The organism is Pedobacter hartonius (genome assembly GCF_900107535.1).
GTDB lineage: Bacteria > Bacteroidota > Bacteroidia > Sphingobacteriales > Sphingobacteriaceae > Pedobacter > Pedobacter hartonius.
In genome coordinates, this window is the sequence record NZ_FNRA01000005.1 from 108,938 (window position 1) to 132,419 (window position 23,482).

Consider the following 23,482-nt stretch of genomic DNA (forward strand, 5'->3'; position numbering starts at 1 on the left):
TTTTAAAACCTTTTTATGAGATCAATTTCATTTATTTTATCCCTCATTTTTTGTCTGTCCTTTGTGCAAGCACAGGCACAGCAGCTGGCGGATTATATTCCTTTAACCCCAAAAGAACACGCCAAAATTGAGCAGTTGCTCAGCGAGATGACACTGGATGAAAAAACACATCAGCTTGCTTCTTTTTATCCCAATGCCAATAAGAGATTAAATATTCCGCATATGCAGGCAGGAGAGTGCCTGCATGGGGTAGTGGCAGCCGGAGCCACTTCATTCCCACAGGCTATTGCCTTGGCCAGCGCCTGGGATATGAACCTCGTGGAACGTGTTTCTACCGTGATCGCCGCCGAAGCCCGTGCCCTGGGGATCCAGCATGTATATACACCGATGCTGGGTGTAGTGCGGGATGCCCGCTGGGGCCGCTTTGAAGAAGCGTATTCCGAAGATCCTTTTCTGGTTAGCCGTACCGGAGTAGCTTTTATCAATGGCCTGCAGGGCAAAGGAAAGGAACGTTACAATACCAATCATGTGCTGGCTACGGCCAAACACTTTGTTGCCGATGGCGAACCTGTGTTAGGAGCCAATGGTGCAGCGGTGGAAATATCCCTGCGCAGCTTACATGAGATCTTCCTCGCTCCCTTCAGGGCGGCTGTTGAAGAAGCCCGGGTAGGTTCAATTATGCCTGCTCACCATAGCCTGAACGGTGTGCCATGCCATATCAACAGTGATGTATTAAATGATATTTTAAGAGATGAATATCACTTCAGCGGATTGGTGGTTTCTGATAATAACGACATCCGCTGGGTGCAGGACCGCCTGAAGGCAACAGGCAGCCGCGTAGAAACGATCAGAAAAGCACTCGAGGCAGGGGTACATACTGAGCTTGCCTTTAAACAAACCTGGGGCCCTAACAGAATGTACGGTCCGCCGCTGGCCGAAGCAGTGAAAAACGGACAGATCCCCGTTAAATTATTAGATGATGCCGTAAGGAAAGTGCTTGAATTTAAGTTTGCACTGCATCTTGAAAATGAAGAAAATCCGATGGGCAGGGAAATGGCACGGCTTAAAACTGAAACAAAGAACGCTGATGTAGAGGCGGACGTCTTTTTCTCGCAAATTGACGGTTCCCTTTCCTACCCGCGTAAGCATTATAAAAAAGTATTAAATGATCCTTCTCATGACCAGCTTGCGCTTGAAGCTGCACGGAAAAGCCTGATCCTGCTCAAAAATGCAGGCCAGTTGCTGCCGCTCAGAAAAGATCAGTATAAAACCATCGCAGTAATTGGCCCCAATGCAGATACGATCCGTTTAGGAACCTACTCTACACAGCAGCCTAAACATTTTATCAGCGTCAGACAGGGGATAGAAAATGCAGTGGCTGGCCAGGCAAAGATAGTATATGCCAAAGGCACCAGTATCCAGCATCCGGACGACAGGGAGATTGCTGAGGCCGTGTCGCTCGCAAAGCAATCCGATATCTGCATCCTCGTGCTGGGTGATGACGATAAAACGGTGATGGAAAATGTAGACCGTGATGATATTGCACTGCCGGGCGCGCAGGACCAGTTAATGAAAGCAATTGCCGCTACGGGAAAACCTGTGGTGCTGGTTCTTTTGCATGGCCGTCCTCCGGGCATCCAATGGGCGAAGGAGCATATTCCGGCCATTTTGGATGGCTGGTTTGCAGGTCAGGATACAGGAACTGCCATTGCTGAAGCCATTTTTGGCGACCTCAATCCTTCCGGGAAATTAACGGTTACCTATCCGCGCAATGTATGCCAGGTACCGGCCTATTATAACTCCCTTGCGCCGGGCCGCCCGCGCGAGATCTGGGGTTCTTCATTTGAGCCAAGCTACCCCTTTGGATTTGGCCTGAGCTATACGAGCTTTGCTTATACAGACTTCCATCTTTCGAAATCTTCGATGACCACAGCTGACACGATATATGCGGAAGTAACCATAAAAAATACAGGAAAAATGAAGGGCGACGAGATCGTTCAGCTGTATGTCCGGGATGAGATCTCTTCACTGGCCCGCCCGCTGAAAGAACTAAAAGGATTTCAGCGCATCTCGCTGCAGCCAGGCGAGTCCAGGCAGGTGCAGATCCCTGTCAGCCGCAAATCCCTCGAATTCTGGAAGGATGGCCAATGGATCACTGAGCCCGGGGAGTTTACCGTGATGGTAGGCCCCAATTCAACAGATCTGACTAATGTAAAATTAAACCTGACCAACTAATGCGCTTAATTCAACTCAGAACGAAACCAGGAAATACCGAAATCATGTTGAGGTACATCTCATTGCTGATCATCGGCATGTTAGTTTCCATGTCCTGCTATTCGCAAAAACTTTCATTGTTTGCACTTACCGCTGAATACCAGCATAATCCTGTGGGGATAGATATCGCTAAACCCCGCCTGAGCTGGAAGATCATTGCACCGGGAACAGAGGTGATGCAGGCCGGCTACGAGCTGCGTGTGGCAACTGACTCTCTTTCGCTGACCAAAGGGAAGAACCTGTTCTGGCAGCAAAACCTGAAATCCGACCAATCTGTCCATATAGAATACAATGGGCCTGCACTTGTTTCTTCACAGCGCTACTACTGGCAGGTGAAGATCCGGGATAATAAAGGTAATTCCTCCGCATGGAGCAAACCTGCATTCTGGGAAATGGGTTTGCTGAAGGCATCCGACTGGCAGGCCAGATGGATCAAAAGTAATCTTGCAGCAGATACTGCGGACGGGCCAAGCCCTATGTTCCGCAGGGCCTTCACTGTGAACAAAACCCTGAAGTCTGCACGTCTATATATCACCTCTCAGGGAGTATTTGAAGCGTATTTAAATGGGCACCGGGTTGGCAACGATTATTTTGCGCCGGGCTGGACGAGCTACAAAAAACGCCTGCAATACCAAACCTATGACGTTACCTCCCTGCTGGATAAAGGAAAGAATGCAGCTGGTGTAATTGTTGGCGATGGCTGGTACCGCGGGCACCTGGATAAATGGAAAAATATCTGGGGTAAAGACCTTGCCCTGCTGTTTCAGCTGGAGCTGAAGTATACTGACGGCACCAAAGAAACGATCGGTTCCGATGAAACCTGGAAGTCGGCCACGGGGCCTATACTGACCTCTACCTTTTACAATGGTGAAACATATGACAGCAGGCTGGAAAAGAAAGGATGGAACCTGGGCAGTTATAACGACAGCAGCTGGCAGCAGGTTGGCATAGCCGATGAAGCGAAGACAAATCTGATTGCCCCGGAAATGCCGGGAGTGAGGAAACACGAAGTTTTCCATGTGCAGAAACTGATCACTACGCCCAAAGGGGAAACGGTAATCGATTTCGGGCAGAACCTGGTAGGCTGGGTAGTGCTCAACATCAAAGGTAAACCTGGAGATGAGATCCGGATCTATCATGCAGAGGTACTGGATAAAACGGGTAATTTTTATACCACTAACCTTCGCCATGCGAAAAGTGAGCTCAGGTATATCCTTGGCAGTAATACAGTGGAGCATCATGAGCCTCATTTTACGTATCAGGGTTTCCGCTATATCAAAATTGAGGGTTATAACGGGAAGCTGGATACTGCTGGTATTACGGCAGTAGCCATGTATTCTGATATGCAGCCTACAGGCAGCCTGGTGACGTCTAACCCGATGTTAAACCAGCTCCAGCACAATATCCAGTGGGGGCAAAAAGGGAATTTCCTTGACGTTCCTACAGATTGCCCGCAAAGGGATGAAAGACTGGGCTGGACAGGGGATGCTCAGGCATTCAGCCGCACGGCCGAATACAATATGAACGTAGCGGGATTTTTCAGCAAATGGCTGAAAGACCTTGCTGCAGATCAGCATGAGGATGGTGCGGTTACCTGGGTAGTGCCGGATATGATGTCGAAAACCTCTGCAGGCGTAGCAGGCTGGGGAGATGCGGCGACGATCATTCCCTGGAGCGTTTACCAGGCTTATGGTGACCAGCGGATCCTGGACCAGCAGTATGGCAGTATGAAAGCCTGGGTAGATTTTATGCAGCGTAAGAGCGTAGACAACCTGTGGAATACGGGTACGCACTTTGGCGACTGGTGTTTTTACAGCCCAAGCCCGACGGATGATGGCGGTAAGGCTGCCGTGACAGACAAGTACCTGATTGCCCAGACATTTTATGCCCATTCTACACAGCTGCTGATCAATGCAGCCACAGTGCTGGGAAAAACGGAAGATGTTAAAACCTACAGTGTTTTGCTGGAAAAGATCAAAGATGCATTTGTAAAGGAATATATGACGGCAAACGGCAGGCTGGTTTCGGGTACCCAGACCGCGGCTGCACTGGCGTTATCTTTTGATATGCTGCCTGTTGAAAGGAGGGACCAGCTGGTAAAACGCCTGGTTCAAAACATTAAGGATTACGGCAATCACCTTACTACGGGATTTTTGGGAACACCTTATTTGTGCCACGTGCTCAGCCGGTTTGGCTATGATGATATGGCTTATACCTTATTGCTGCAGGATACTTATCCTTCGTGGTTGTACCCTGTTACCAAAGGGGCTACCACCATCTGGGAGCGGTGGGATGGGATTAAGGCCAATGGTGATATGCAGGACCCGAGTATGAACTCATTTAACCACTATTCTTATGGTGCTATTGGCGACTGGATGTACCGTGTAATGGCCGGGCTCAATACGGATGAAACCGCCACCGGGTATAAGAAAATCCGCATCGCCCCGCATCCCGGCGGCAACCTGACGATGGTGAATGCCGAACTGGAAACCCTGTACGGAAAAGCCGGCTCAAAATGGCAGCTGCAAAATGGCATATTCCAGCTGGATGTTACCGTTCCGCCAAATACAACGGCTGAAGTCACCCTGCCGAAATCTGCGGCTGCGGTGATTACGCTGAACAATAAACCAATGGCAAAGACTGGCGGTAATAGCGATGTTAAGGTTTCACTGGGCTCAGGTACTTATCATTATCGATATAATTTTCAATAGGAATTTACAGTAACAGCCTCAGTACAGGCCGTATACGAATAAAATATTAGCGCTAAATAAATGATGAAATTGAAAACGAGTTTAACCGTACTGTTTATCCTGTCAGGTTTATATACTCACGCACAGACAGTGAATATTAAAGACTTTGGAGCCATTGGTGATGGGCTGAAAATGAATACTGAATTTATCCAGAAAGCGATAGATGAAGTAAATACAAAGGGCGGTGGTAAAGTGATCGTACCGGAGGGAACTTTCCTCACCGGAACGGTACATTTAAAAACAGGCGTAGAACTGGTGCTGCAAAAAAACTCCGTCCTTTTAGGAAGCACCAATCTTGCAGATTATGAAAAGAACGACCGCTGGTATGCGCTTTTAATTGCCGATGATCAGCAGAACATAGGGATTACCGGTCAGGGAACGATCAACGGGCAGGGGCGTACTTTGGCTTTGAACGTGCTGAAAATGGTAAAGAACGGATCGGTCATAGACCCCCTTGTATTAAAACGCCCCAATGAAAGGCTCCGCCCGCAGCTGATAGAGATCCAGCGCAGTGACAAGGTACTGATCAAGGGTATAACCCTGCTCAATGCAGCCTGCTGGGTGCAGACCTATAACCATTGTACACAGCTGACCATTGACAGCATCACTGTTAAAAGCACTGCCTACTGGAACAATGACGGTATTGACATCCAGGACTGCCAGCATGTAGTGGTGAAAAACTCAAATATCGATGCTGCTGATGATGCGATATGCCTGAAATCCAGCGACCCGAAAAGTGCCTGTGAAGATGTCCTGGTGACGGATTGTAAAGTACGTTCCAGCGCAAGCGGCGTGAAATTCGGAACGGCTTCAGTGGGTGGCTTTAGAAATATAAGGGTAAAGAATATCTACGCTTTTGATACCTACAGAACAGCTATCGCCCTTGAAATTGTGGACGGCGGAACGATGGAAGATGTGACCATTTCCCATATCATCGCCAAAAACACCGGCGGAGCGATCTTTATCCGTTTAGGACAACGCCGGAAAACTTCGCCTCCGGGCATCATCAGAAGGATCCATATCAGCGATATGAATGTTGAGGTGCCGAATGCGAAAACGGATGCGGGGTATGCACTCGAAGGGCCTCCGGAAGAAGATATCTATCCGCATAACCTGCTGCCTGCACAAATCGTGGGCCTGCCGGGATATCCGGTACAGGACCTTACCCTCGAAAATATAGTGGTTACTTATGGTGGCGGGGCGGATAAAAACAAAGCGTATGTATCTCTGGATTCACTCGCTAAAATTCCTGAAATGGCAGCTGAATATCCGGAGTTCAGTATGTTCGGAGAGCTGCCTGCCTGGGCACTGTACGTGCGCCATGCAGAAGGGATCAGCATAAAAAATTCCACGTTTAAATACCTCAAAGACGACTTCAGATCTCCTTTGGTATTTGATGATGTAAAAAAGCTGACCATTAACAATTTAAACCTCGCTTCCGGCAATGGAACACCGGCTGTTATTTTACGCGGTGTGACGCAGCAGTCAATTCAAAAGCTGGTCACCTCTGCTGGCAGTAACGGCAAAATACTGGTTCTCAAATAATAATATTAAATTAGACAGGAGATCCTTTGATATGACCTGTTTTTTTTGACCCGATCATCTTTAGATATATGAACAGACGTTTTTTTGTTTCCCTGTTGCCTGCAGCAGCTTCATTAAGTGTGCTCGCTCCTGGATCTGCCCTGGCAGCTGCACCCGAAAATACTACTCAGGCGGAAAACGCCAAAGCGTCTGCTAAGGCAACAGATGCTGCGGAGATAAACAGTTTGAATGGCGCTGCTGCGGCTAATGCGCGTAAATACTGGGTAAATACCTTAATCAAAATTGCCGATCCTGTACTGCTCAACTTAAGTAAAGGGCGGCTGAAAGCAACGATGCCTGTGGAGGTAAATCCTTCCGGCAAGCTTGACCGTACGAAGGTAACTTACCTCGAAGCCCTCGGCCGCCTAATGGCAGGGATGTCTCCATGGCTGGAACTCGGTCCTGATCAGACTGAGGAAGGAAAGCTCAGGGCAAAGTATATTCTGCTGGCGCAGCAAAGTATTGCACAGGCCGTCGACCCTTCATCACCTGATTTTATGCAGTTCACCGGTCAGGAATATGAACAGGCACTGGTGGACGGGGCCTTCCTGGCGCAGGCATTGATCAGGGCACCGAAACAGTTGTGGGAACCGCTGCTGCCTGAAGTGAAGGCAAAGGTGATCAAAGCGCTGCAATCGACACGGGTAATCAAACCGGGTTATAACAACTGGCTGCTGTTCATGGGAATGATAGAAGCGTTCTTTCTGAAATTTGATGCGGAATATGATGTTGTACGGCTGGACTATGCGCTGAAAAAACATGATGAATGGTATAAAGGGGACGGGATGTATGGTGACGGGCCAACATTTCACTGGGACTATTACAACAGTTATGTGATCCAGCCTATGCTGGTTGACATCAGTACTGTAATGGCTGAGAAGGGGAAGATCAACAAAGAGAACTATACTACTATACTCAACAGGGCAGTAAGGTACGCCGTGATCCAGGAGCGGCTGATCTCTCCTGAAGGTACTTTCCCGGTAATCGGAAGGTCGCTGGCCTATCGCTTTGGCGCAATGCAGGGCCTGAGCCAGACCGCCTTGTTGAAGAGGCTCCCCGAATCCATTAAACCTGCGCAGGTAAGGGAAGCACTGACCCTGCTGATCAGAAGAATGATTGAAGCACCCGGAACCTTTGATAAAAAGGGCTGGCTGACCATCGGCTTTTGCGGTCACCAGATTGATGTGGGGGAGTATTACATCTCCACCGGCAGCCTGTACCTGTGTACCACAGGCATGCTGGCCTTAGGCCTGCCTTCAAGTGACCCCTTCTGGACAGATCCTGCGGCCGACTGGACCGCAAGGAAGGTATGGGGAGGGGAGAACTTTATGGCAGACCATTCGGTGCTTTAAAATAATTATTTGGATAGTTTGGATATCATATCCAATTCGGCCATAAATCTTTCAGCATCTTCTTTTGATCTGATCACTGAAGAGAGGCTGTCATTCCGAAACATAGCCGGTAATTCGGTTGTGGTGATAGGGCGGGGAGTACTAGCCTTTGCTATTCTCATGTATTCTTCCAGTTTTTCTTGAATAAACTTGTTCATAAGTCAAATTTTAATTAGTTAGTCAAATGTAATAAAAATATTATTTCAAACGAAACATGTAATAGCGGTAAAGGTCATGTCTGTCACGTTTGTAATTAAATGGTTCTGGTCTGGGCCTTGCAATAAAATTTCCATGTGAATCCGCATCATAGGTGTTATTCCGGAATACCCGGATATACCAGTCTACACCAATAGCATCAAAGAATTCGGTTAAGTACGTCTTGTTGTATTTATACATAAGATGGTACAATGCCGCTCTTGTATCTGTCGAACCGTCCAGGCCATGGGTGAGTTCAGGATTTCGCTGAAGAAAAGTTATTCCAAATAATAATACGGTTAAAAACACTTTATTACTATCTGTATGCTTCAGATCAACGTAATCAATGAAACGACCTTTTCCGTCTGGCGGACCGAATCCGATGTTATATACGCCAGGCAATTCAGAGCCAGGGTAGGGATTTATCATCGCCAACAATTCGCAACTCGAGCCATTTTTTTGAGGAGAGTTGAACGACATCCCGGAAAGATCTTCTTCAATATATATTGGAGTATAAGTGTCTTTAAAGTTTATATTTATTTTTAATGACATTATTTTAAATCTATTTTCCAACAAATATAACACTTAAAGTAATAATACACACTTAAAATTAAATAATTATTTAATGGAATAATTTAAGTTGATTTTAGTTAATAGGATTGCGTACCAAAACCTAATCTAAATTTAACAATTCCTTAAAGGACATTCTGTGTTTGAGCGCGAGCTCTAATAAAGCACAGTTTTGGACGAAAACATCAAATCATTATTTAAGCGCTATCAGGAAGGAACTGCCAGGGCCGAAGAACGTAAGCTTGTGGAGACCTGGTTTGAAAGCCACTACGGGCAGAAAGGCAGAGCGCTTAGCCGCAACGAAGAAGCATCGGTATTTGAAGACCTGGATGCAAGGATAGCAGCTATGCTGGCAGCAGACCAGCCTGTGCAACCGGAAGCACGCAAACTGAACTACCGCTGGATGCAGATCGCTGCAATGTTCCTTGCGCTGCTGGGATCGGGATTGTTCTTCAGGAATAAGTTTGCAAAAAAGGTACTCCCTGCAGAAACCTTCACGGAGATCAGGTCAGTCAATGGCGTAAAAAAGGAAGTCACCCTAAAAGATGGCACTACCGTATTCTTAAACTCAGGCTCCAGTGTATTTGTTTCTTCCAGGTTTGGCGACAAAACAAGAGAAGTTAAATTAAGCGGTGAAGCATTTTTCGATGTACACCACGATGTCCGCAAGCCCTTCATCATCCATTCCGGAAAACTGCAAACCACCGTACTGGGAACATCCTTTGACATCAAGGCCTATCCTGAAGACGAACATGTCAGGGTAAGTGTGTCTACAGGTAAGGTAAAAGTTGAAAGCCGCAGCAGTGACGAGCCTGCCTTGTATGCAAAAGCACTTACGCATAACCAGGCGCTGGTTTATGATAAGTTGAATGACAGCCATCTGGTAACCAGTGTAAACGTAGATTCCATCAGTGCATGGCGCACGAATCACCTGAATTTTGACAATGCATCTTATCAGGAGATCGCCAGGACACTCAGCCGCTGGTACAACCTTGATGTTACGCTGAATACAAAAATACACGACCCAAAACGATATACCCTAAGCTTTTTTAACGAACGTCCCGATAAAGTACTGAATGTCCTGTCAGCACTGACCGGTACGACCTATACTATGAATGGAAGAAAAGTAATCATTAACCCCAAAAATCAGTATTAAACACATTGTACCCTCAAATCAAAAAAATGCGAAAATTTTATCTAATCCCTTTTTCCCGGTGTGCTAAACTATTTTTAGCCGTCATCCTCTTCATCCAGTTCAGCCTGCCGGCAGCTGCCGCAGAAGCCCAGACGATGAACAATACCAATGTCTCCTTCAGGGCAAAAAACCTGACTTTAAAAGAGGTCTTCAAGCTGATCGAGAAAAAATCAAATTTCCTTATCGGGTATGACAATGTAATTGATGCCAGAAAAAGAGTTTCTTTAACGGTTGAGAACAAGTCGGTATATTCCATACTCAGGGACCTTCTGAAAGATTATAAAGGCAATGTTACCCAGGTAGATGATCATCATGTGCTGATCAGGGTAGAGAAACAGGTTCAGTCCCCCGTTGCTCCTGTCAAAAGTACTCAACCGGCAGTGGATGTTCCTGTAAGCGGTACGGTAACTGACATGAACGGTCTCCCGCTTCCTGGTGTAACAGTTGTTGACCTTGCTTCAGGCAGAAAAGTGGGTACTGATTTGAATGGTAAATTTGCAATCAATGCTACTTCAGGTGCCAAGCTGAGTTTTAACTACGTAGGTTATGACAGGCAGGATGTGCAGATCGATAACCAAAAGGTACTGACCATACGGATGAAGGAATCAAGTAACTCTCTTCAGGAAGTGGTGGCTATCGGTTACCAGAAGGTCAGAAGATCTGATGTTACAGGAGCGATCAGCAGCGTAAAAGCTTCGGAACTGAATTTATCAGCTCCAACCATTGGCCAGGCACTGGTAGGTAAAGTAGCCGGTGTACAGGTTTCCCAAACCAGCGGCGCCCCGTATGCAAGTACAAAAATACGTGTACGTGGTATCGGATCGCTGAATGCGAGTTCAGACCCTTTATACGTGATCGACGGATACCCTGCAGGAAATAACATCTTTGTTAATCCTGAAGATATTGAAACGATCGACATCCTTAAAGATGCGGCATCAGCTGCGATCTACGGTTCAAGAGCTGCGGGCGGTGTGGTGCTGATCACTACAAAAAAAGGAAAAGATGGCAGGGGCAGATTTGAATATGATGTTCAGGTGGGCGTTTCCCAGCTTGCCAAAAAGATCAAACTGTTAAATGCTACCCAGTTTGCAGAACTATCTATCAATTCACACAATAACGCGTACAAGGATCTGGTAGTGAACTCGGGTAAACCATGGACAGATGCCATGTATTCTGATCCCAATGCAACCAGGGTTGCCCTTGTGGGTAACAGTGGTTCGGTAAGTATTGACCCCGCTATTTATAATTTCGGAACACAATCGCTGATCACGCCAACTACGAATACAGACTGGCAGGATGAACTGTACAGAAATGCATTCTTCCAGCGCCATAACCTTTCCTTTTCAGGCGGTGCCAAAGACATCAAATATTTTGTGAGCGGCGGTTACCAGGACCAGGATGGTATTGTTACTGCAACTTCCATAAAGACGGTGAATTTCAGGTCTAATATCGAAGCGAATGTGAACAAACGCATGAAAGTTGGTGCAAATATCTCTTATACACAAACCAACGGACGTGAAGTAGAAGAAGGCCGTTTCAGTCCGATGATGTCTGCCTTGCTTTATATTCCATATTTTGCTGCCCGGGACGCCAATGGTGTACCTATCCAATATGCGCAGAATGCATTGGCTAACCAGTTTGGTTACCAGGGTATCGAAAACCCGATTGCACAGGCAGAACAAACCAAGATCACCAGACTGGGTTATAGAAATACTTATAATGCTTATGCCACTTATGATATTTTAGAAGGCCTGACCTTTAAAGCCAATCTGGGTACACAAGTATATACTGAGAAATATGATTATTACCTGCCAACCAGCTTAAGTGCCGGAGGAAGCAATCCGCCATATTCTCCACAATCTATTGCAAATGCAAATGCCAGGGCGCAAAACCTTACCCAAACAGATAAACTGGCTGAGTTTACGCTGAATTATGATAAAACCATCGGTAAACATCATTTTGATGTACTGGGTGGTTATTCTGCACAGGAAAACAGCAACGACTTCACCTATTTAACTGCGAAAGGTTTTACAAATGATAACGTTACCGAGATCACAGGTAAAGGTGCCGATCCTGCGTTTTTAACTTTGACCCAGGCTTACAAGCAAAAATATACTTTGCTTTCTTACTTCGGACGTTTCAGTTATAACTACAACAGCAAGTATTTCCTGACAGGATCACTGCGTAAAGATGGTTCATCGAGGTTTGGATCTTTAAACAAATACGGAACCTTCCCTTCGGTAGCTGCCGGCTGGACATTATCGCAGGAAGACTGGTACAATGATTTCCTTGGTCAGCAGTCATCTGTTAAACTCCGTGCCTCATGGGGATTAAGCGGGAATAACAACATCGGTAACTACAACTCTATACAAACACAGGGTCCGGCAACGGGTGTGGTGTTTGGTTCAGGAACCGTTTCTTCAGGAGTTTCTCCAAATGTGATCAAAGATGCGAATATCGGATGGGAATCTACCTCGCAGTATAACCTTGGAACGGATATCTCCGTATTGAAAAACCGTTTGTCGTTCTCGGTTAACTATTACCTGAGCCGTTCTTATAACCTGTTGTTCCTTCAGCCAATTTCTGCAGTTTCAGGTTACCCGAGTATCCTGACTAACCTAAGCGACAGTAAGGTTCAGAACAAAGGCCTTGATTTCCAGATCGACGGAACTGTGATCAGAGGCAGGGATTTCACCTTTGGTGCAAGCGGTAATATCTCCTTCAATAAAAATAAAGTGCTCGACTTAGGTGGTGCCAGTACCATTTATACTACAGGTGCCGAACGTTCTTACTTAACACACATCACTGCGGAAGGACAGTCAATCGGGATGTTTTATGGTTATAAAGTACTGGGACGTTTAACAGCTGATAACGTAGGTAAAGAAGCACAATCATCTGCTTCAACCAACCCTGCAAAAATAGGCGACCTTTATTTTGAAGATTTAAACAAAGACGGTATCGTAAACGAACAGGATAAACAGGTGATCGGCAGTCCTTATGCGAAATTCACTTATGGATTTGCGCTGTCATTTACCTACAAGGCATTCGACTTACGTACTTCATTCAATGGTTCTTATGGTAACAAAGTGCTGGACGGACAGGATTATTACCTGTATAACTTTGAAGGTTCAGGTAACCAGTATGCAGAGGTTGCTGACAGATATATTTCTGAAGCACAGCCCGGAAGTGGCTTAAACTACCGTCCGTCACGTGGCGGAACGCAAAGTAACAGTACCAGGCTTTCTTCTTTCTATCTGCAGGATGGGTCTTACCTGAGACTGACCAATGCAACATTGGGTTATAACATCCCCAAAAGCCTGACTGAGCGTTTAAAAGTTCAGAATATCAGGGTTTACGGTTCAGTAGATAATGCATTCACACTGACCAAATATAAAGGGTACAATCCTGATGTAGATTACAACATCAATGCAACCAATACTGCAACAGGTACCAGTACAGCAAATCTGGCACCGGGTGTTGATTATGGAAATTATCCTTTGGCAAGAACTTTCAGTTTAGGTATTAAAGTAACTTTTTAATCATCTATCTAAAAAATATATTATAATGAAAATGAAAAAATATACAATCCTATTTCTTGTAGCATTGATGTCATTCACATCCTGCAAGAAAAGCTTTATTGAGCAGACTGACCCTAATGCGATTCCCCTGCCGGAATCCTTTAAAACTGAAACCGACGTACTGCTGGCGGTAAACGGTGCATACCAGGCTTTGAGATCGGGCGATAATATCGGCGAAACCAGCGGATTATACACAGATGAACGTTCTGATGATACCGGCAGAAACGATTCCCAGTCCAATGCGGGTGAGCCCTTCCAGTTTGGAGACTTCAGTATCCTGCCGGGAAATACGTTTCTGAAAACGCACTGGCTGAACTTGTACCAGGCAATTACCAGATGTAATACTGTTACTGCTTATATTGATAAAGTTACCTTCGCCAGTGCCTCTACCAAAGGGCAATACCTGGCACAGGCTAAATTCATCAGGGCCCTGATGTACTTTCAGCTGGTTAGAAAATGGGGGCCGGTGCCAGTGGTGACCGTTCCTTTAACTACTACTGAAGAAGTGACAGCAAATACGTACAGACAACCGGAAGCAGCTGTGTATGCACAGATTGTGGCCGATCTGAAAGACGGACTGACCGGTGACCTTCCGAACCTGCAAACCGGTGGTAATGCCGGCCGCGTGGGTAAAGCTGCGATTAACGGTTTACTCGGACAGGTTTATTTAACCATGGCTTCTACTTTAACAGATGGCAAAGCTGAGAACCTTGCCAATGCCAATACCTACCTGACAGCCTGCTACAACATGCGTCCTTTCACTACCCTGTCAACTATTCCATATCCAGATGTATTTGATGTGGCCAGGAAAACAGCGGTAAATAATGAAGTAATTTTCGAAGTTGTAAATATTCAGGGTAATTTAACCTATAGCTCAAGTATTGCCGCTAACAATCAGGCTTTGGGTGAAACTATCAACTCCCGTAAAGCTGGTTTAAGTTCAGGTGGAAACGTAACAAGAGACCTGGTAGATGAGTATGAAGCTGCCGATCCGCGTAAAACTTTCTCTGTGAAATACGCTGCGGCACCATCTGTTCTGGACTATTTTGTAACCAAATACCGGGATGCAAGTGCTGAGGCAACTACAAACGGTTACGGTGGAAACAATACACCGCTGATGCGTTACGCCGATATCATCTTATTACTGGCAGAGTGTAACTTAAACCAGGGAAATACAGCTGCTGCTATCCAGTACCTGGATATGGTACGTGCAAGGGCTGGTGTTCCTTTATACGCAGTGGCAAGTGCAGATCCTGCTTATAGCGCTAAATTCCCTACACTGAAACTAGCGATACTGCACGAGCGCAGGGTAGAGCTGGCATTTGAGCACATCCGCTGGTTTGACCTGATCAGAACTTTCACTACGACTGAACTGGTGGCTTATTTTAAAGCCAAATCACAGGCAACATTTGGCATTGCCAAACTGGCTAACTTCAGTACAAAAGACAGGTATTATCCTATTCCACTAGATGAAACTAAACTGGATCCTGTTAGAATGTACCAAAACCCTGGTTATTAATCCCACCAGCCGGTTTAAAAGGAGAAGAAACATGTGTTCTTCTCCTTTTATTTTATAATATTCGCCCAATATTCCCATTATTTCCCACATCATGAAGTATCTCTTTCTAATCCTGTTCCTGTTGCCCCTTACTTTAGCCGCACAAAGCCCTGCCGGTCAGCCTACCCATTCAGCATGCTGAGTATCGGGGCCGCAAACCTATCCCCAGCTGCATGCAGGATATGCGTATGGAGCAAAGCTGTTCCCTGGGTTTACACACAACAGGTTTGAAGGCGTAGGCTGTCAGGGAAGCGGCGGAAACATCCTGATCAAACCTTATCTTGCTGAAAACCCTGCCGCATCAACTTTAACCAGATTGTAACTCAAATGAGTTTTAATGTTATTTAAAGAAATAAATACTTGCTAATTAATTAATGTTGATTATATTTGGTGAATTAATAGATTTTAGTGTACAGAAACTTGTACATGTCAAACCTTAATTTTATCTTTATGAGAAATGTATTAAACATGGAAATTACTACGTACACTGCTTTCAGGCAGCACTTAAAGTCATTTCTGGATAAAGTTTTAGCAAGCCGCTCACCATTATTTGTTACCCGTTCAAACGGCGAAGATGTAGTGGTGATTTCAAAAGCTGATTATGACAGTATGCAAGAGACTTTTTATTTACTGAAAAGCCCTAAAAATGCTGCGAGATTGCTGGATGCGATTGAGAATCATCAAAAAGGGAAAGGCGGAGAAAGAACATTGATAGAGGAATGAAGTTCATCTTTTCTGATCAGGCATGGGAAGACTATTTGTACTGGCAGAAAATGGATAAATCAATTCTGAAGAAAATCAATTCTTTGCTGAAGGAAATTGAAAGAACTCCATTCGAAGGCGCAGGCAAACCTGAACCGTTGAAATACAACCTGGATGATTGCTGGTCGCGAAGGATAAATCTTGAACACCGTCTTGTATATACAATTGACAGGGATTCAGTTGTGGTATTACAAAGCCGGTATCATTACTAAAACGGAAAAACAAAAACAACTGCAAATGTTATGCATTGCCCGCAGCAGTATGCATTTATAACTTTAGTCATTTATTGATAGCTCTTGGTGATACGGGAAATATGAACAAGAGACATTTTTTATGAATCCTGTGCGTAGCTGCCCGGTGAATGGCGGAGGCGACAGGAAGTTTATCAGCGAATGATTGAGAGAGGCGTTCCATCAGACTTATATTTGTACGCCCTAAAATAGTTAAAGTCAGGTATTTTTTATGCTTTATTACAAGGAAGTTATGCGACGCGTTTGCCGAGTATCTTGAGGCTTCTTTCCTGTTCGTCCAATACGGCAATATCAGGCAGTGTGGCCCAGTCTTCAAAACCAAAATATCTGAACAGTTTGATACTGGCATCATTGTGTGCAAAGATGAAGCCCAGCAGTGTTTTGATGCCGAGCGCGGGAGCCTGAGCTATTGCATAAGCCAGGACTGCTTTTCCGTATCCCTTGCCTCTGTATTTTTCATCGAGATAGATGCTGATTTCTGCAGTTGCTGCATAGGCGGGCCTGCCATAGAATGCCTGGAAGCTTAGCCAGCCTGCTACCTGATGGTCTTTGTCCTCAATGATCCAAAGGGGATACCTTTCAGCGGAGTGATCATCAAACCATTTGATCCGGCTTTCAGTAGTTACCGGATCGGTGTCAGCAGTGACCATTCTTGATGCCACTGTGGAATTATAAATTTCAACTATTTTATTTAAGTCTGATCGTGTTGCGTCTCTGTATTGAAGCATGTTTTGTAGTGAGGCTTCAAAGCTATTGTTTAGGGTATTAAAATCAAAACCAAAAATGAAAATTATTTGAAGATAAAGATGCCGGACCGGCCTTGGCCCCGGCGTTGTTGCCGGAGGATTTTAGGTGTGCAATAGCTGGTTGTCAGTATAGTGTTACCTGCGTATGGATGAAAGCATATTAAACCTGGTATAAAGCTATATTAGAACTATAAGTGATAAGTCATTGATAAGGGGTTGCTAAGGCTTTGATAAGATATCGTTAAGAGAAATAGCCTTTTCAAGCGCTTAGTATCTGTTTATTAATTACTTACTACCTATAATTTCAATATAGTTCTTTTATAGTTTTAGTATTGTTTCTTTAATAATTAATTATTACCTTGTATAGGGTTGCTTAGTATTAAAACAATAATTAAATTATGGGAAAGCTAATAAATGGCCCCATGGGCACGAATATTGGGAAGTTAGGCGGTTATGTCTCCTATTTCCTGCATGGTGAGCTGGTCACCAGGAGTATAGGTGTTATTGACCACTGGTCAGATGCCCAGTACGCAAATCAGATGCGGACAGGCTTAACTACAGCTTTGCTGAAGCCCGTCAAAGCGCTTATAAATATAGGACTTAAATACAGTCCGAAGCCTAAGAGAAGCTGGTCTGCGTATACGCAGGCTACGTCTATCAATAAAAAACAAGCTATCAAAGGTATTTATCCGGATCTTGAAATCGATTTTGAAAAAGTAGTTCTGGCGATTGGGGATATTCCGGTTCCTTTAAACCCGCAGGTTCAGTTGAGTGATGGCCGTATCAGGTTTACCTGGGATGCCGATCAGCAGGCTGACGGGGCCGATCAAAACGACCAGGTGATGTGTGTAGCTTATTTTCCTGAAACGTTTCAGGCTTTCAATCAGCTGAGCGGAGCAAAAAGGGGCGAAGAGAAGCAGGATATCACGCTGCCTTCATTTACGGAAGAAATGCGGATTGAGACCTATATCTGTTATGTTTCGGAGGACAGAAGACGGGTTTCAAATAGTGTTTACCTGGGGCAGTTGATTTGGAATAAAGATTAAAGATTATGGCAATTATCACAAAAAAAGGGCCTGCGGGAGCCATGTCCGGTCAGATAGGCGGCGTTGTTGTGACCAGATGGAGAGGCACAGATGTAGGTAAAAGTACGCCCGGAAAGCGAAGGAAGAAAAAAGATCGGCAGCCCCTGGAGCAAAACCTGAGGCTGAAACTGGTGACGAAATTTTTATCTCCGTTTAAGCAGCACATCAAAATTGGCTTTGATAAAAAAACAAGTAAAAATCCGGGATTTCAAACCGCTGTTGAGTATAACCTGAAACATGCTGTTGCCGGAGTATATCCGGATTTTGAAATAGACTACCGGAAGGCGGTATTTAGTCAGGGCGCCCTTGATATGGCATGGGCAGCGAAGATCGTGCTGAGGGGAGACCATGAAATTCTTGTTACCTGGGAAGTACCAGAAACATCTAAAATTAAGGTTACCGGCAACGACGGATGCCATGTCATGCTATACAGTAATAAAAGACACGGATTAGTTGATCTCGGGAAGTTATACGTTACACGCAAAGATCTTCAATTCAGCAGCGTTTTTTCAATGAATTATTATGGAGAAACACTGCAGGCCTGGATTTTCTTTAGCAGCCCGGATAACGGGGCTGTTTCCAATACCAGGTATATCGGCTCCATTGAGATACCAGAGAAGGAACAGGTTCATGCCGAAAGCCAATAGGTTTTACCCGCGTAACTTTTGTTTTAATACACCGGCTGCGTTGGTATATCCGCCTTCAGAGCCGTCTACAAAATGGATATGTTCGTCCTGCAGATCCTTTACGTAACACGACATGATAGAATCCGGACTCACATACAGCCCGAATTTGATCAGTCCCTGCTGTTCCAGTTCATCCAGACTTTCCTGCAGGCGCAGCCGCTGTTTATCCGTTCCGGAGATGACCGTATTTATTCTGCCATCGATAACGAGTGTATCGGACATGTTTACCAAACGGCTGAGGTAATCCTTTCCCTTTCTCGTTTTAAAGTAGAGGTGGCCTAACATATGCGTGAACCATTCATAAAATTTCTTAAAGAAATTGCCATTGTTTAAAGTAGCGCGCATTTCCAGTTCAATCCTGTTGAATGTAGTTTTCAGTTTCAGCTTTGAGATTGAAATGGGCTGTCTTTTTTCGGGCGTTCCGTAGATCTGATCAAGCAGCATGATCACTTTTCTGAAAGCATCGGATTGTTTTGTACCGGTGCCTGCTACGGCCAGCAGCGTTACTACCTCATTATGATTTTCCGGCGGGGCAATCTTATCCCAGCGGCAGGACATTCCCGTAAGGTCAAGTTCCGACTGCTGCAATGCACGGTCCGGAAACAGGTAGTCATCGCCTTTGATCACCTTTTCGGCGTAGCCCAATCCTGTACCCAGTACAACGGGGATATAAAGTGTTTTAGAGCTTTTGAACTTACTGATCTTAAGCTCGTGTCCCTGTTCGTATATCCTGCTTACAAGCATGGTTCCTACACGAAGGTCGAGGTTAAAGTTCTCCAATGTATTTGCCCTGAACAACAATAAAGCACTCATGGCGCTGTCTATAATTGTAGGGGGCACAATAAAAGTCGCGCCATCACCGCCAAAGAAAAAGGGGATAACGATGTTTGCCCTGAACGTGATATTCAGTACGGTTACTATACTTCCGGTCGCAATCAGGTTCACTGTTTGATGGAGCCCGTTTTGAACGGCAGATGTTGAGTTCCTGATATCGGTAATGATCACATGCCAGTTGTCAGGGACCTTATGAAAAAGGCTGTCCCTGGAAAGCAGTTCCTGCAGTGGAATCTGATTCTCACGTAAATCGGAATAAAACCTGGCATTGGGATTTGACATTGGCAGAGCAAACCTTGAATGGTTGGAATTAAATACTGCCTGTAAAGATCACAGGCAGTATTTATGCATATTATTTTATAGCAACAGGAACTGCCAGGTTTTCCCAAACCAGTTCGAAACCTTTCGGTGTTACTGTGTATTTCAGGTGTTCTTCCGCTGTCTTACTTTTGACAGGGCTAACGGTTACAGCTAACACATCTTTCTCAGGTACACGTGTAGTTACCCCCTCATGACTGGTACCCCACTGGCCTGTTTCAGAATTGAAGATGATCTTCCAGCTTTTTGCGCCTGGAATAGCATAAATACTGTAAGAACCGGCAGCCAGGGCTTTTCCCTCCACCATGATCTTTTTGTCAGTTGTGAATGTAGTGGCTTCGTTTGCTCCGGCTCTCCAAACCGCATCATAAGGAACAAGTCCGCCCCAGATTTTACGTCCTTTAACAGCAGGGCTGCTATATTTGATCGTAATTTTGGCGCCGTTTACTGTACCCTCTGCAGTTGCAGCCGGGCTTGGTTTGCTGCCCTGGGCACACATTACATTAGAGACTAAAAGGAATGCCAGCAGCAATCCTGTGTTTAATTTTTTGATGACCATATCGTGTTGTTTTTATTTAGTTGGCATAAAAGTAAGTTAAAACACAAGTATTTCAAATTTTACTTCAATACTAAGTTATGGAGTGATATTAAACCAGGGCAGTAGTTTCCTCAGTTTCTGCTGCTAAAACCAAAGCTTCTGCTTTTAACCTGAGCTCTTCATTGATGAGGTTGAACATCTTTCTGCCTTCGGGATGTACGGCCAGGATACCATTCACCTGATCAGCGGACCCTTCAGCGATTTTTGCATTTAAGCTTTCAACATCCTGAACGGTTAGTCTGTTATTTTCGAATTTGTCCGACCAGTGTTTAATGAATCTGGCAACACGCTGCGTTTCAATTTCATCCACAATAGGGCTGATGCTTTTTTTGAGTTCATTGGCTTCCTGCATTTCCTTTGTATAAAAAGGATTTAGTGCTTTTAAAAAGGGAAAGCCGGATGTTCTTCTCAGTACGATAATCAGGTAAGGGACAGCAAGAATGATCACCACCGCTGTGATGATGGTAGTAGAATTGAAATTCATTTGAAGGTATCTAATTTAAATAATTGATAAGTAGCTTGCTAACAGGGTAATTTAACAGGATGTATAATGTCCCGCAAATTTGGTAAAAATTTCAGATTACACAGTGTAGATTTTTGTAAATGTTAACAATGTTTAAAGGGTAGGCTGGCTGCTGCGCTTCTTACGGACCTGGGCATAAACCGTTCCACCTAAGGCAAGGATGAGCAGCACAGATCCAGCCAGTGAAATACTTTCACCGGTATAATAAGAGGCAGGGTGAAAATTAAACTCAATTTTATGCCGGCCGGCTGGAATTTGTGCAGCGCGCAGGAGATAGTCTGCCCTGAAATAGGGCTTTTCGGTTCCGTCTATTGTCATTGTCCAGCCTTTGTCGTAGTAAATCTCCGAGAAAACCGCTACTGCATCTTTTTCTGAATGGCTTTCATAAACGAGCCGGTCAGGAGCATAGCTCAGCAAATTAATTTTACCTGAAGGGTCGGCCGCGCCTTGTTGTGATTGATTCATCAGACTTTGATATCGCTGATCTATGACTGCTGTAGCTGCCGCTTTAAAATCATTTAGAGATAACATTTCATCATCGGCACCCTTTACATATTTAAGGTCTTTTACAAACCAGGCATGCCCGCAGGCGTATGGATTTATTTTTACTGTGAGGTGCTGTTCGCTGGTGTCGCTGGTAATAATATACTTCGTATTCAGCATGTTCAGCACTTCCGGGTTCACACTTTTAATCAGCTGGTTGTCCATCAGCTCTTCAAAACGTTTTAGCCTTACTGCAGAATAACCCCCGATTGATTTGTGAAAATAAGGCGTCACCTGATCGCTTTTAATGCTTTTTGTCAGGTCTATCACGCGGTAGTCCGGATCTTTATCACGTAAAATAAATGCATCAACATCGCGCAGTGCAGGCGGTTGAACCTCCTGTCTGGATACGAAATTTGTATTGTTCAGGTAACGTTTATCTACACCCCACAGGTCGGTCAGTACCAGTGCAAGGAAGCCGAGGGAAAGGGCCAGCGTATTTATCTTCTTTTTGAGGGATGCCCAGATCAGTACAAATGCCAGTGTGACGAAAATAAGAGAGCGCAGCGCATCTGATTTAGCCAGATCCGTCCGGTCTTCAATGAGTGCGTTGACCAGGGAATTGGTCGTAGCCGGGTCCACCTTCAGGGCTTGTGTGAGCTGTGCTACAAATGCTTCATGTTCATTCGTCTTAAATGATAAAAATAGCCCGGGCAGTACAGCTACAACTAGGCACATCCCGGCAGTAATATAAAAAGATAATTTCAGTTTTTTTAAGAGTTCTGCCTTGTCATTGTTCGTTATGGTCTCTTTTATGGCCAGTAAAGCGAGGATAGGAAAACACAAGCCTGCCAGGGCAAGGATAGATTCAACGGCTCTGAATTTATTATACAGCGGGAAATAATCAAAGAATAGATCTGACAGGTATGGCCAGTTTTTCCCGAAGGAGAGAAACATGCTGAGCAGCACCGATGCCAGCAGCCACCATTTTATCCGGCTTTTAATAATGAAAAGCCCGAAAATAAATAAGAAACAGATGCTGGCTCCAAAGTAGAACGACCCTTCAGTAAAAGGTTTTTCTCCCCAGTAAAGTGGCAATCCGCTTTGTGATATATATGCTGACTGGCTGGGATCGGCCCCCATTCCCGTCAGCGCTTTGATTACATTGGAGTTTTTGTCCACTGAGCCCCTGGAGCTGCCGCCATAAGCGTTCGGGATTAAAAAGGTAATACATTCACCAACTCCCTGGCTCCATTCGTAGGCGTAGTCCCTTGGCAATCCGTTACCGGGTTCTGTTGCCTGTTGTGTAAGGTTAGATTTTCCCCTGATGGTCTCTTTGCCATATTCGTAGGTGCTCCATAAGCTGGATGCATTTACTGCTATAGCCAGCGCGGTAGCTGCGGCCAGGTATAACGCTGACCTGATAAAGATTTTGATGGTACCCGTTTTTTTGGCATGATACAGTTCAATCCCTACCAGGATCAGGATGATGAGCAGCAGATAGTAGGTCATCTGTATGTGGTTCGCCCTGATCTCCAATGCCAGGAATAATGCCGTTAACGTAGCACCAATGAGGTACCTTCCCCGTAAAACCAGCAGGATGCCGGCGATTACCGGAGCGAAAAAAGAGATCGCGAATGCCTGATTGGCATGTCCGGCGGCGAGTAAGATGATATTATAACAGGAAAAAGTAAAGGCGATAGCGCCTGCCGCTGCCAGCCATGGATGGAGATGGAGCACGCAAAACAGGAGGTATGCCCCGATCAGTAAAATGAATGCTGTGCCAACAGGGCTGGGGAAAACTGCACTGATCCCTTTTACTATCCAGGTAGTCAGGTTATTGGGGTAGGGTGCCCAGATCTGGAAAGCGGGCATTCCGCCATGGATCTGGTTGGTCCATAATACGGTTTTGCCTTTTTCTTTGTAGGCATTAATTTCGGTTTGTGTAGACTGCGCCCGGGTCACATCATTCTGGCCTATGGTTTTTCCGCTGAAGGCGGGACTGAAATAAAAGAAACAGATCGCCAGGAAAAGGGCTGCGACAAGGAAGTGAATGCTGTTATGCTTTAACCAATTGTTCATTTAATGCAGATGATTTCTG

At 45.2% G+C, this 23,482-nt stretch carries 18 protein-coding genes; 11 read left to right on the forward strand and 7 right to left on the reverse strand.

Annotated elements, in window-relative coordinates:
* The first annotated feature begins 15 nt into the window (after positions 1 to 15).
* The 4 genes from BLW16_RS10800 (at position 16) to BLW16_RS10815 (ending at position 7,960) form a co-directional block, all read left to right on the forward strand.
* On the forward strand, positions 16 to 2,235 hold the full coding sequence (locus tag BLW16_RS10800) for a glycoside hydrolase family 3 N-terminal domain-containing protein (protein ID WP_090556599.1): 2,220 nt from the start codon (positions 16 to 18) through the stop codon (positions 2,233 to 2,235).
* Positions 2,235 to 4,985 carry a glycoside hydrolase family 78 protein gene (locus BLW16_RS10805; RefSeq protein ID WP_245735220.1) on the forward strand — a complete coding sequence of 917 codons (2,751 nt, stop codon included), beginning with the start codon at positions 2,235 to 2,237 and terminating at the stop codon, positions 4,983 to 4,985. Before BLW16_RS10800 ends, BLW16_RS10805 begins: the two co-directional genes overlap by 1 nt.
* A gap of 60 nt (positions 4,986 to 5,045) precedes the next feature.
* Positions 5,046 to 6,569, forward strand: coding sequence for a glycoside hydrolase family 28 protein (locus tag BLW16_RS10810; RefSeq protein ID WP_090556600.1), 1,524 nt, complete (start codon positions 5,046 to 5,048; stop codon positions 6,567 to 6,569).
* 68 nt (positions 6,570 to 6,637) lie between these two features.
* The gene (locus BLW16_RS10815; RefSeq protein WP_090556601.1) at positions 6,638 to 7,960 is read left to right on the forward strand and encodes a DUF2264 domain-containing protein; all 1,323 of its coding nucleotides are present in this window, start codon (positions 6,638 to 6,640) and stop codon (positions 7,958 to 7,960) included.
* 5 nt (positions 7,961 to 7,965) lie between these two features.
* Here the strand turns inward: BLW16_RS10815 and BLW16_RS10820 are convergent, their stop codons facing one another.
* Together BLW16_RS10820 and BLW16_RS10825 are read right to left on the reverse strand one after the other, a co-directional pair.
* Positions 7,966 to 8,157: a hypothetical protein gene (locus tag BLW16_RS10820; RefSeq protein WP_090556602.1), complete on the reverse strand. Its 192-nt coding sequence runs from the start codon at positions 8,155 to 8,157 to the stop codon at positions 7,966 to 7,968.
* Between the two features lie 40 nt (positions 8,158 to 8,197).
* Positions 8,198 to 8,746, reverse strand: coding sequence for a DUF6934 family protein (locus tag BLW16_RS10825; RefSeq protein ID WP_394332016.1), 549 nt, complete (start codon positions 8,744 to 8,746; stop codon positions 8,198 to 8,200).
* A 190-nt stretch (positions 8,747 to 8,936) separates the two neighbouring features.
* Between BLW16_RS10825 and BLW16_RS10830 the strand changes: the two genes are divergently transcribed.
* The 5 genes from BLW16_RS10830 to BLW16_RS10850 all read left to right on the forward strand — a co-directional run bounded on the left by BLW16_RS10830 (position 8,937) and on the right by BLW16_RS10850 (position 16,069).
* Positions 8,937 to 9,920, forward strand: a complete 984-nt coding sequence (locus BLW16_RS10830; protein WP_090556604.1) for a FecR family protein — start codon at positions 8,937 to 8,939, stop codon at positions 9,918 to 9,920.
* A 26-nt stretch (positions 9,921 to 9,946) separates the two neighbouring features.
* Entirely contained in the window at positions 9,947 to 13,498 is a 3,552-nt protein-coding gene (locus BLW16_RS10835) for a SusC/RagA family TonB-linked outer membrane protein (protein ID WP_217631555.1), read from the forward strand.
* A 31-nt stretch (positions 13,499 to 13,529) separates the two neighbouring features.
* A complete protein-coding gene (locus BLW16_RS10840; protein WP_090556852.1) occupies positions 13,530 to 15,056 on the forward strand; it encodes a RagB/SusD family nutrient uptake outer membrane protein in 1,527 nt (508 codons plus the stop codon).
* Positions 15,057 to 15,545: 489 nt separating this feature from the next.
* Positions 15,546 to 15,818 carry a type II toxin-antitoxin system Phd/YefM family antitoxin gene (locus BLW16_RS10845; protein WP_245735222.1) on the forward strand — a complete coding sequence of 91 codons (273 nt, stop codon included), beginning with the start codon at positions 15,546 to 15,548 and terminating at the stop codon, positions 15,816 to 15,818.
* A complete protein-coding gene (locus BLW16_RS10850; RefSeq protein ID WP_090556605.1) occupies positions 15,815 to 16,069 on the forward strand; it encodes a Txe/YoeB family addiction module toxin in 255 nt (84 codons plus the stop codon). Before BLW16_RS10845 ends, BLW16_RS10850 begins: the two co-directional genes overlap by 4 nt.
* A gap of 269 nt (positions 16,070 to 16,338) precedes the next feature.
* Here the strand turns inward: BLW16_RS10850 and BLW16_RS10855 are convergent, their stop codons facing one another.
* Positions 16,339 to 16,836, reverse strand: a complete 498-nt coding sequence (locus BLW16_RS10855) for a GNAT family N-acetyltransferase (RefSeq protein WP_090556606.1) — start codon at positions 16,834 to 16,836, stop codon at positions 16,339 to 16,341.
* Positions 16,837 to 17,252: 416 nt separating this feature from the next.
* Between BLW16_RS10855 and BLW16_RS10860 the strand changes: the two genes are divergently transcribed.
* Positions 17,253 to 17,900: a DUF6266 family protein gene (locus BLW16_RS10860; protein ID WP_139298307.1), complete on the forward strand. Its 648-nt coding sequence runs from the start codon at positions 17,253 to 17,255 to the stop codon at positions 17,898 to 17,900.
* Positions 17,901 to 17,905: 5 nt separating this feature from the next.
* Positions 17,906 to 18,586, forward strand: coding sequence for a DUF6266 family protein (locus BLW16_RS10865; RefSeq protein ID WP_090556608.1), 681 nt, complete (start codon positions 17,906 to 17,908; stop codon positions 18,584 to 18,586).
* 3 nt (positions 18,587 to 18,589) lie between these two features.
* Here the strand turns inward: BLW16_RS10865 and BLW16_RS10870 are convergent, their stop codons facing one another.
* The 4 genes from BLW16_RS10870 to BLW16_RS10885 all read right to left on the reverse strand — a co-directional run bounded on the left by BLW16_RS10870 (position 18,590) and on the right by BLW16_RS10885 (position 23,463).
* Positions 18,590 to 19,741: a DUF3095 domain-containing protein gene (locus tag BLW16_RS10870; protein ID WP_090556609.1), complete on the reverse strand. Its 1,152-nt coding sequence runs from the start codon at positions 19,739 to 19,741 to the stop codon at positions 18,590 to 18,592.
* 70 nt (positions 19,742 to 19,811) lie between these two features.
* Positions 19,812 to 20,336, reverse strand: a complete 525-nt coding sequence (locus BLW16_RS10875; protein ID WP_090556610.1) for a DUF2911 domain-containing protein — start codon at positions 20,334 to 20,336, stop codon at positions 19,812 to 19,814.
* A gap of 88 nt (positions 20,337 to 20,424) precedes the next feature.
* Positions 20,425 to 20,859, reverse strand: coding sequence for a hypothetical protein (locus BLW16_RS10880; RefSeq protein ID WP_090556611.1), 435 nt, complete (start codon positions 20,857 to 20,859; stop codon positions 20,425 to 20,427).
* A gap of 132 nt (positions 20,860 to 20,991) precedes the next feature.
* Positions 20,992 to 23,463 carry a YfhO family protein gene (locus BLW16_RS10885; protein ID WP_090556612.1) on the reverse strand — a complete coding sequence of 824 codons (2,472 nt, stop codon included), beginning with the start codon at positions 23,461 to 23,463 and terminating at the stop codon, positions 20,992 to 20,994.
* Positions 23,464 to 23,482 lie beyond the last annotated feature (19 nt).

What these genes read in the sequence shown, in the direction of transcription:
- BLW16_RS10800 (WP_090556599.1), top strand. Translation starts at nt 16, where the DNA reads ATGAGATCAATTTCATTTATTTTATCCCTCATTTTTTGTCTGTCCTTT.
- BLW16_RS10805 (WP_245735220.1), top strand. Translation starts at nt 2,235, where the DNA reads ATGCGCTTAATTCAACTCAGAACGAAACCAGGAAATACCGAAATCATG.
- BLW16_RS10810 (WP_090556600.1), top strand. Translation starts at nt 5,046, where the DNA reads ATGATGAAATTGAAAACGAGTTTAACCGTACTGTTTATCCTGTCAGGT.
- BLW16_RS10815 (WP_090556601.1), top strand. Translation starts at nt 6,638, where the DNA reads ATGAACAGACGTTTTTTTGTTTCCCTGTTGCCTGCAGCAGCTTCATTA.
- BLW16_RS10820 (WP_090556602.1), bottom strand. Translation starts at nt 8,157, where the DNA reads ATGAACAAGTTTATTCAAGAAAAACTGGAAGAATACATGAGAATAGCA.
- BLW16_RS10825 (WP_394332016.1), bottom strand. Translation starts at nt 8,746, where the DNA reads ATGTCATTAAAAATAAATATAAACTTTAAAGACACTTATACTCCAATA.
- BLW16_RS10835 (WP_217631555.1), top strand. Translation starts at nt 9,947, where the DNA reads ATGCGAAAATTTTATCTAATCCCTTTTTCCCGGTGTGCTAAACTATTT.
- BLW16_RS10840 (WP_090556852.1), top strand. Translation starts at nt 13,530, where the DNA reads ATGAAAAAATATACAATCCTATTTCTTGTAGCATTGATGTCATTCACA.
- BLW16_RS10845 (WP_245735222.1), top strand. Translation starts at nt 15,546, where the DNA reads ATGAGAAATGTATTAAACATGGAAATTACTACGTACACTGCTTTCAGG.
- BLW16_RS10850 (WP_090556605.1), top strand. Translation starts at nt 15,815, where the DNA reads ATGAAGTTCATCTTTTCTGATCAGGCATGGGAAGACTATTTGTACTGG.
- BLW16_RS10855 (WP_090556606.1), bottom strand. Translation starts at nt 16,836, where the DNA reads ATGCTTCAATACAGAGACGCAACACGATCAGACTTAAATAAAATAGTT.
- BLW16_RS10860 (WP_139298307.1), top strand. Translation starts at nt 17,253, where the DNA reads ATGGGAAAGCTAATAAATGGCCCCATGGGCACGAATATTGGGAAGTTA.
- BLW16_RS10865 (WP_090556608.1), top strand. Translation starts at nt 17,906, where the DNA reads ATGGCAATTATCACAAAAAAAGGGCCTGCGGGAGCCATGTCCGGTCAG.
- BLW16_RS10870 (WP_090556609.1), bottom strand. Translation starts at nt 19,741, where the DNA reads ATGTCAAATCCCAATGCCAGGTTTTATTCCGATTTACGTGAGAATCAG.
- BLW16_RS10875 (WP_090556610.1), bottom strand. Translation starts at nt 20,336, where the DNA reads ATGGTCATCAAAAAATTAAACACAGGATTGCTGCTGGCATTCCTTTTA.
- BLW16_RS10880 (WP_090556611.1), bottom strand. Translation starts at nt 20,859, where the DNA reads ATGAATTTCAATTCTACTACCATCATCACAGCGGTGGTGATCATTCTT.
- BLW16_RS10885 (WP_090556612.1), bottom strand. Translation starts at nt 23,463, where the DNA reads ATGAACAATTGGTTAAAGCATAACAGCATTCACTTCCTTGTCGCAGCC.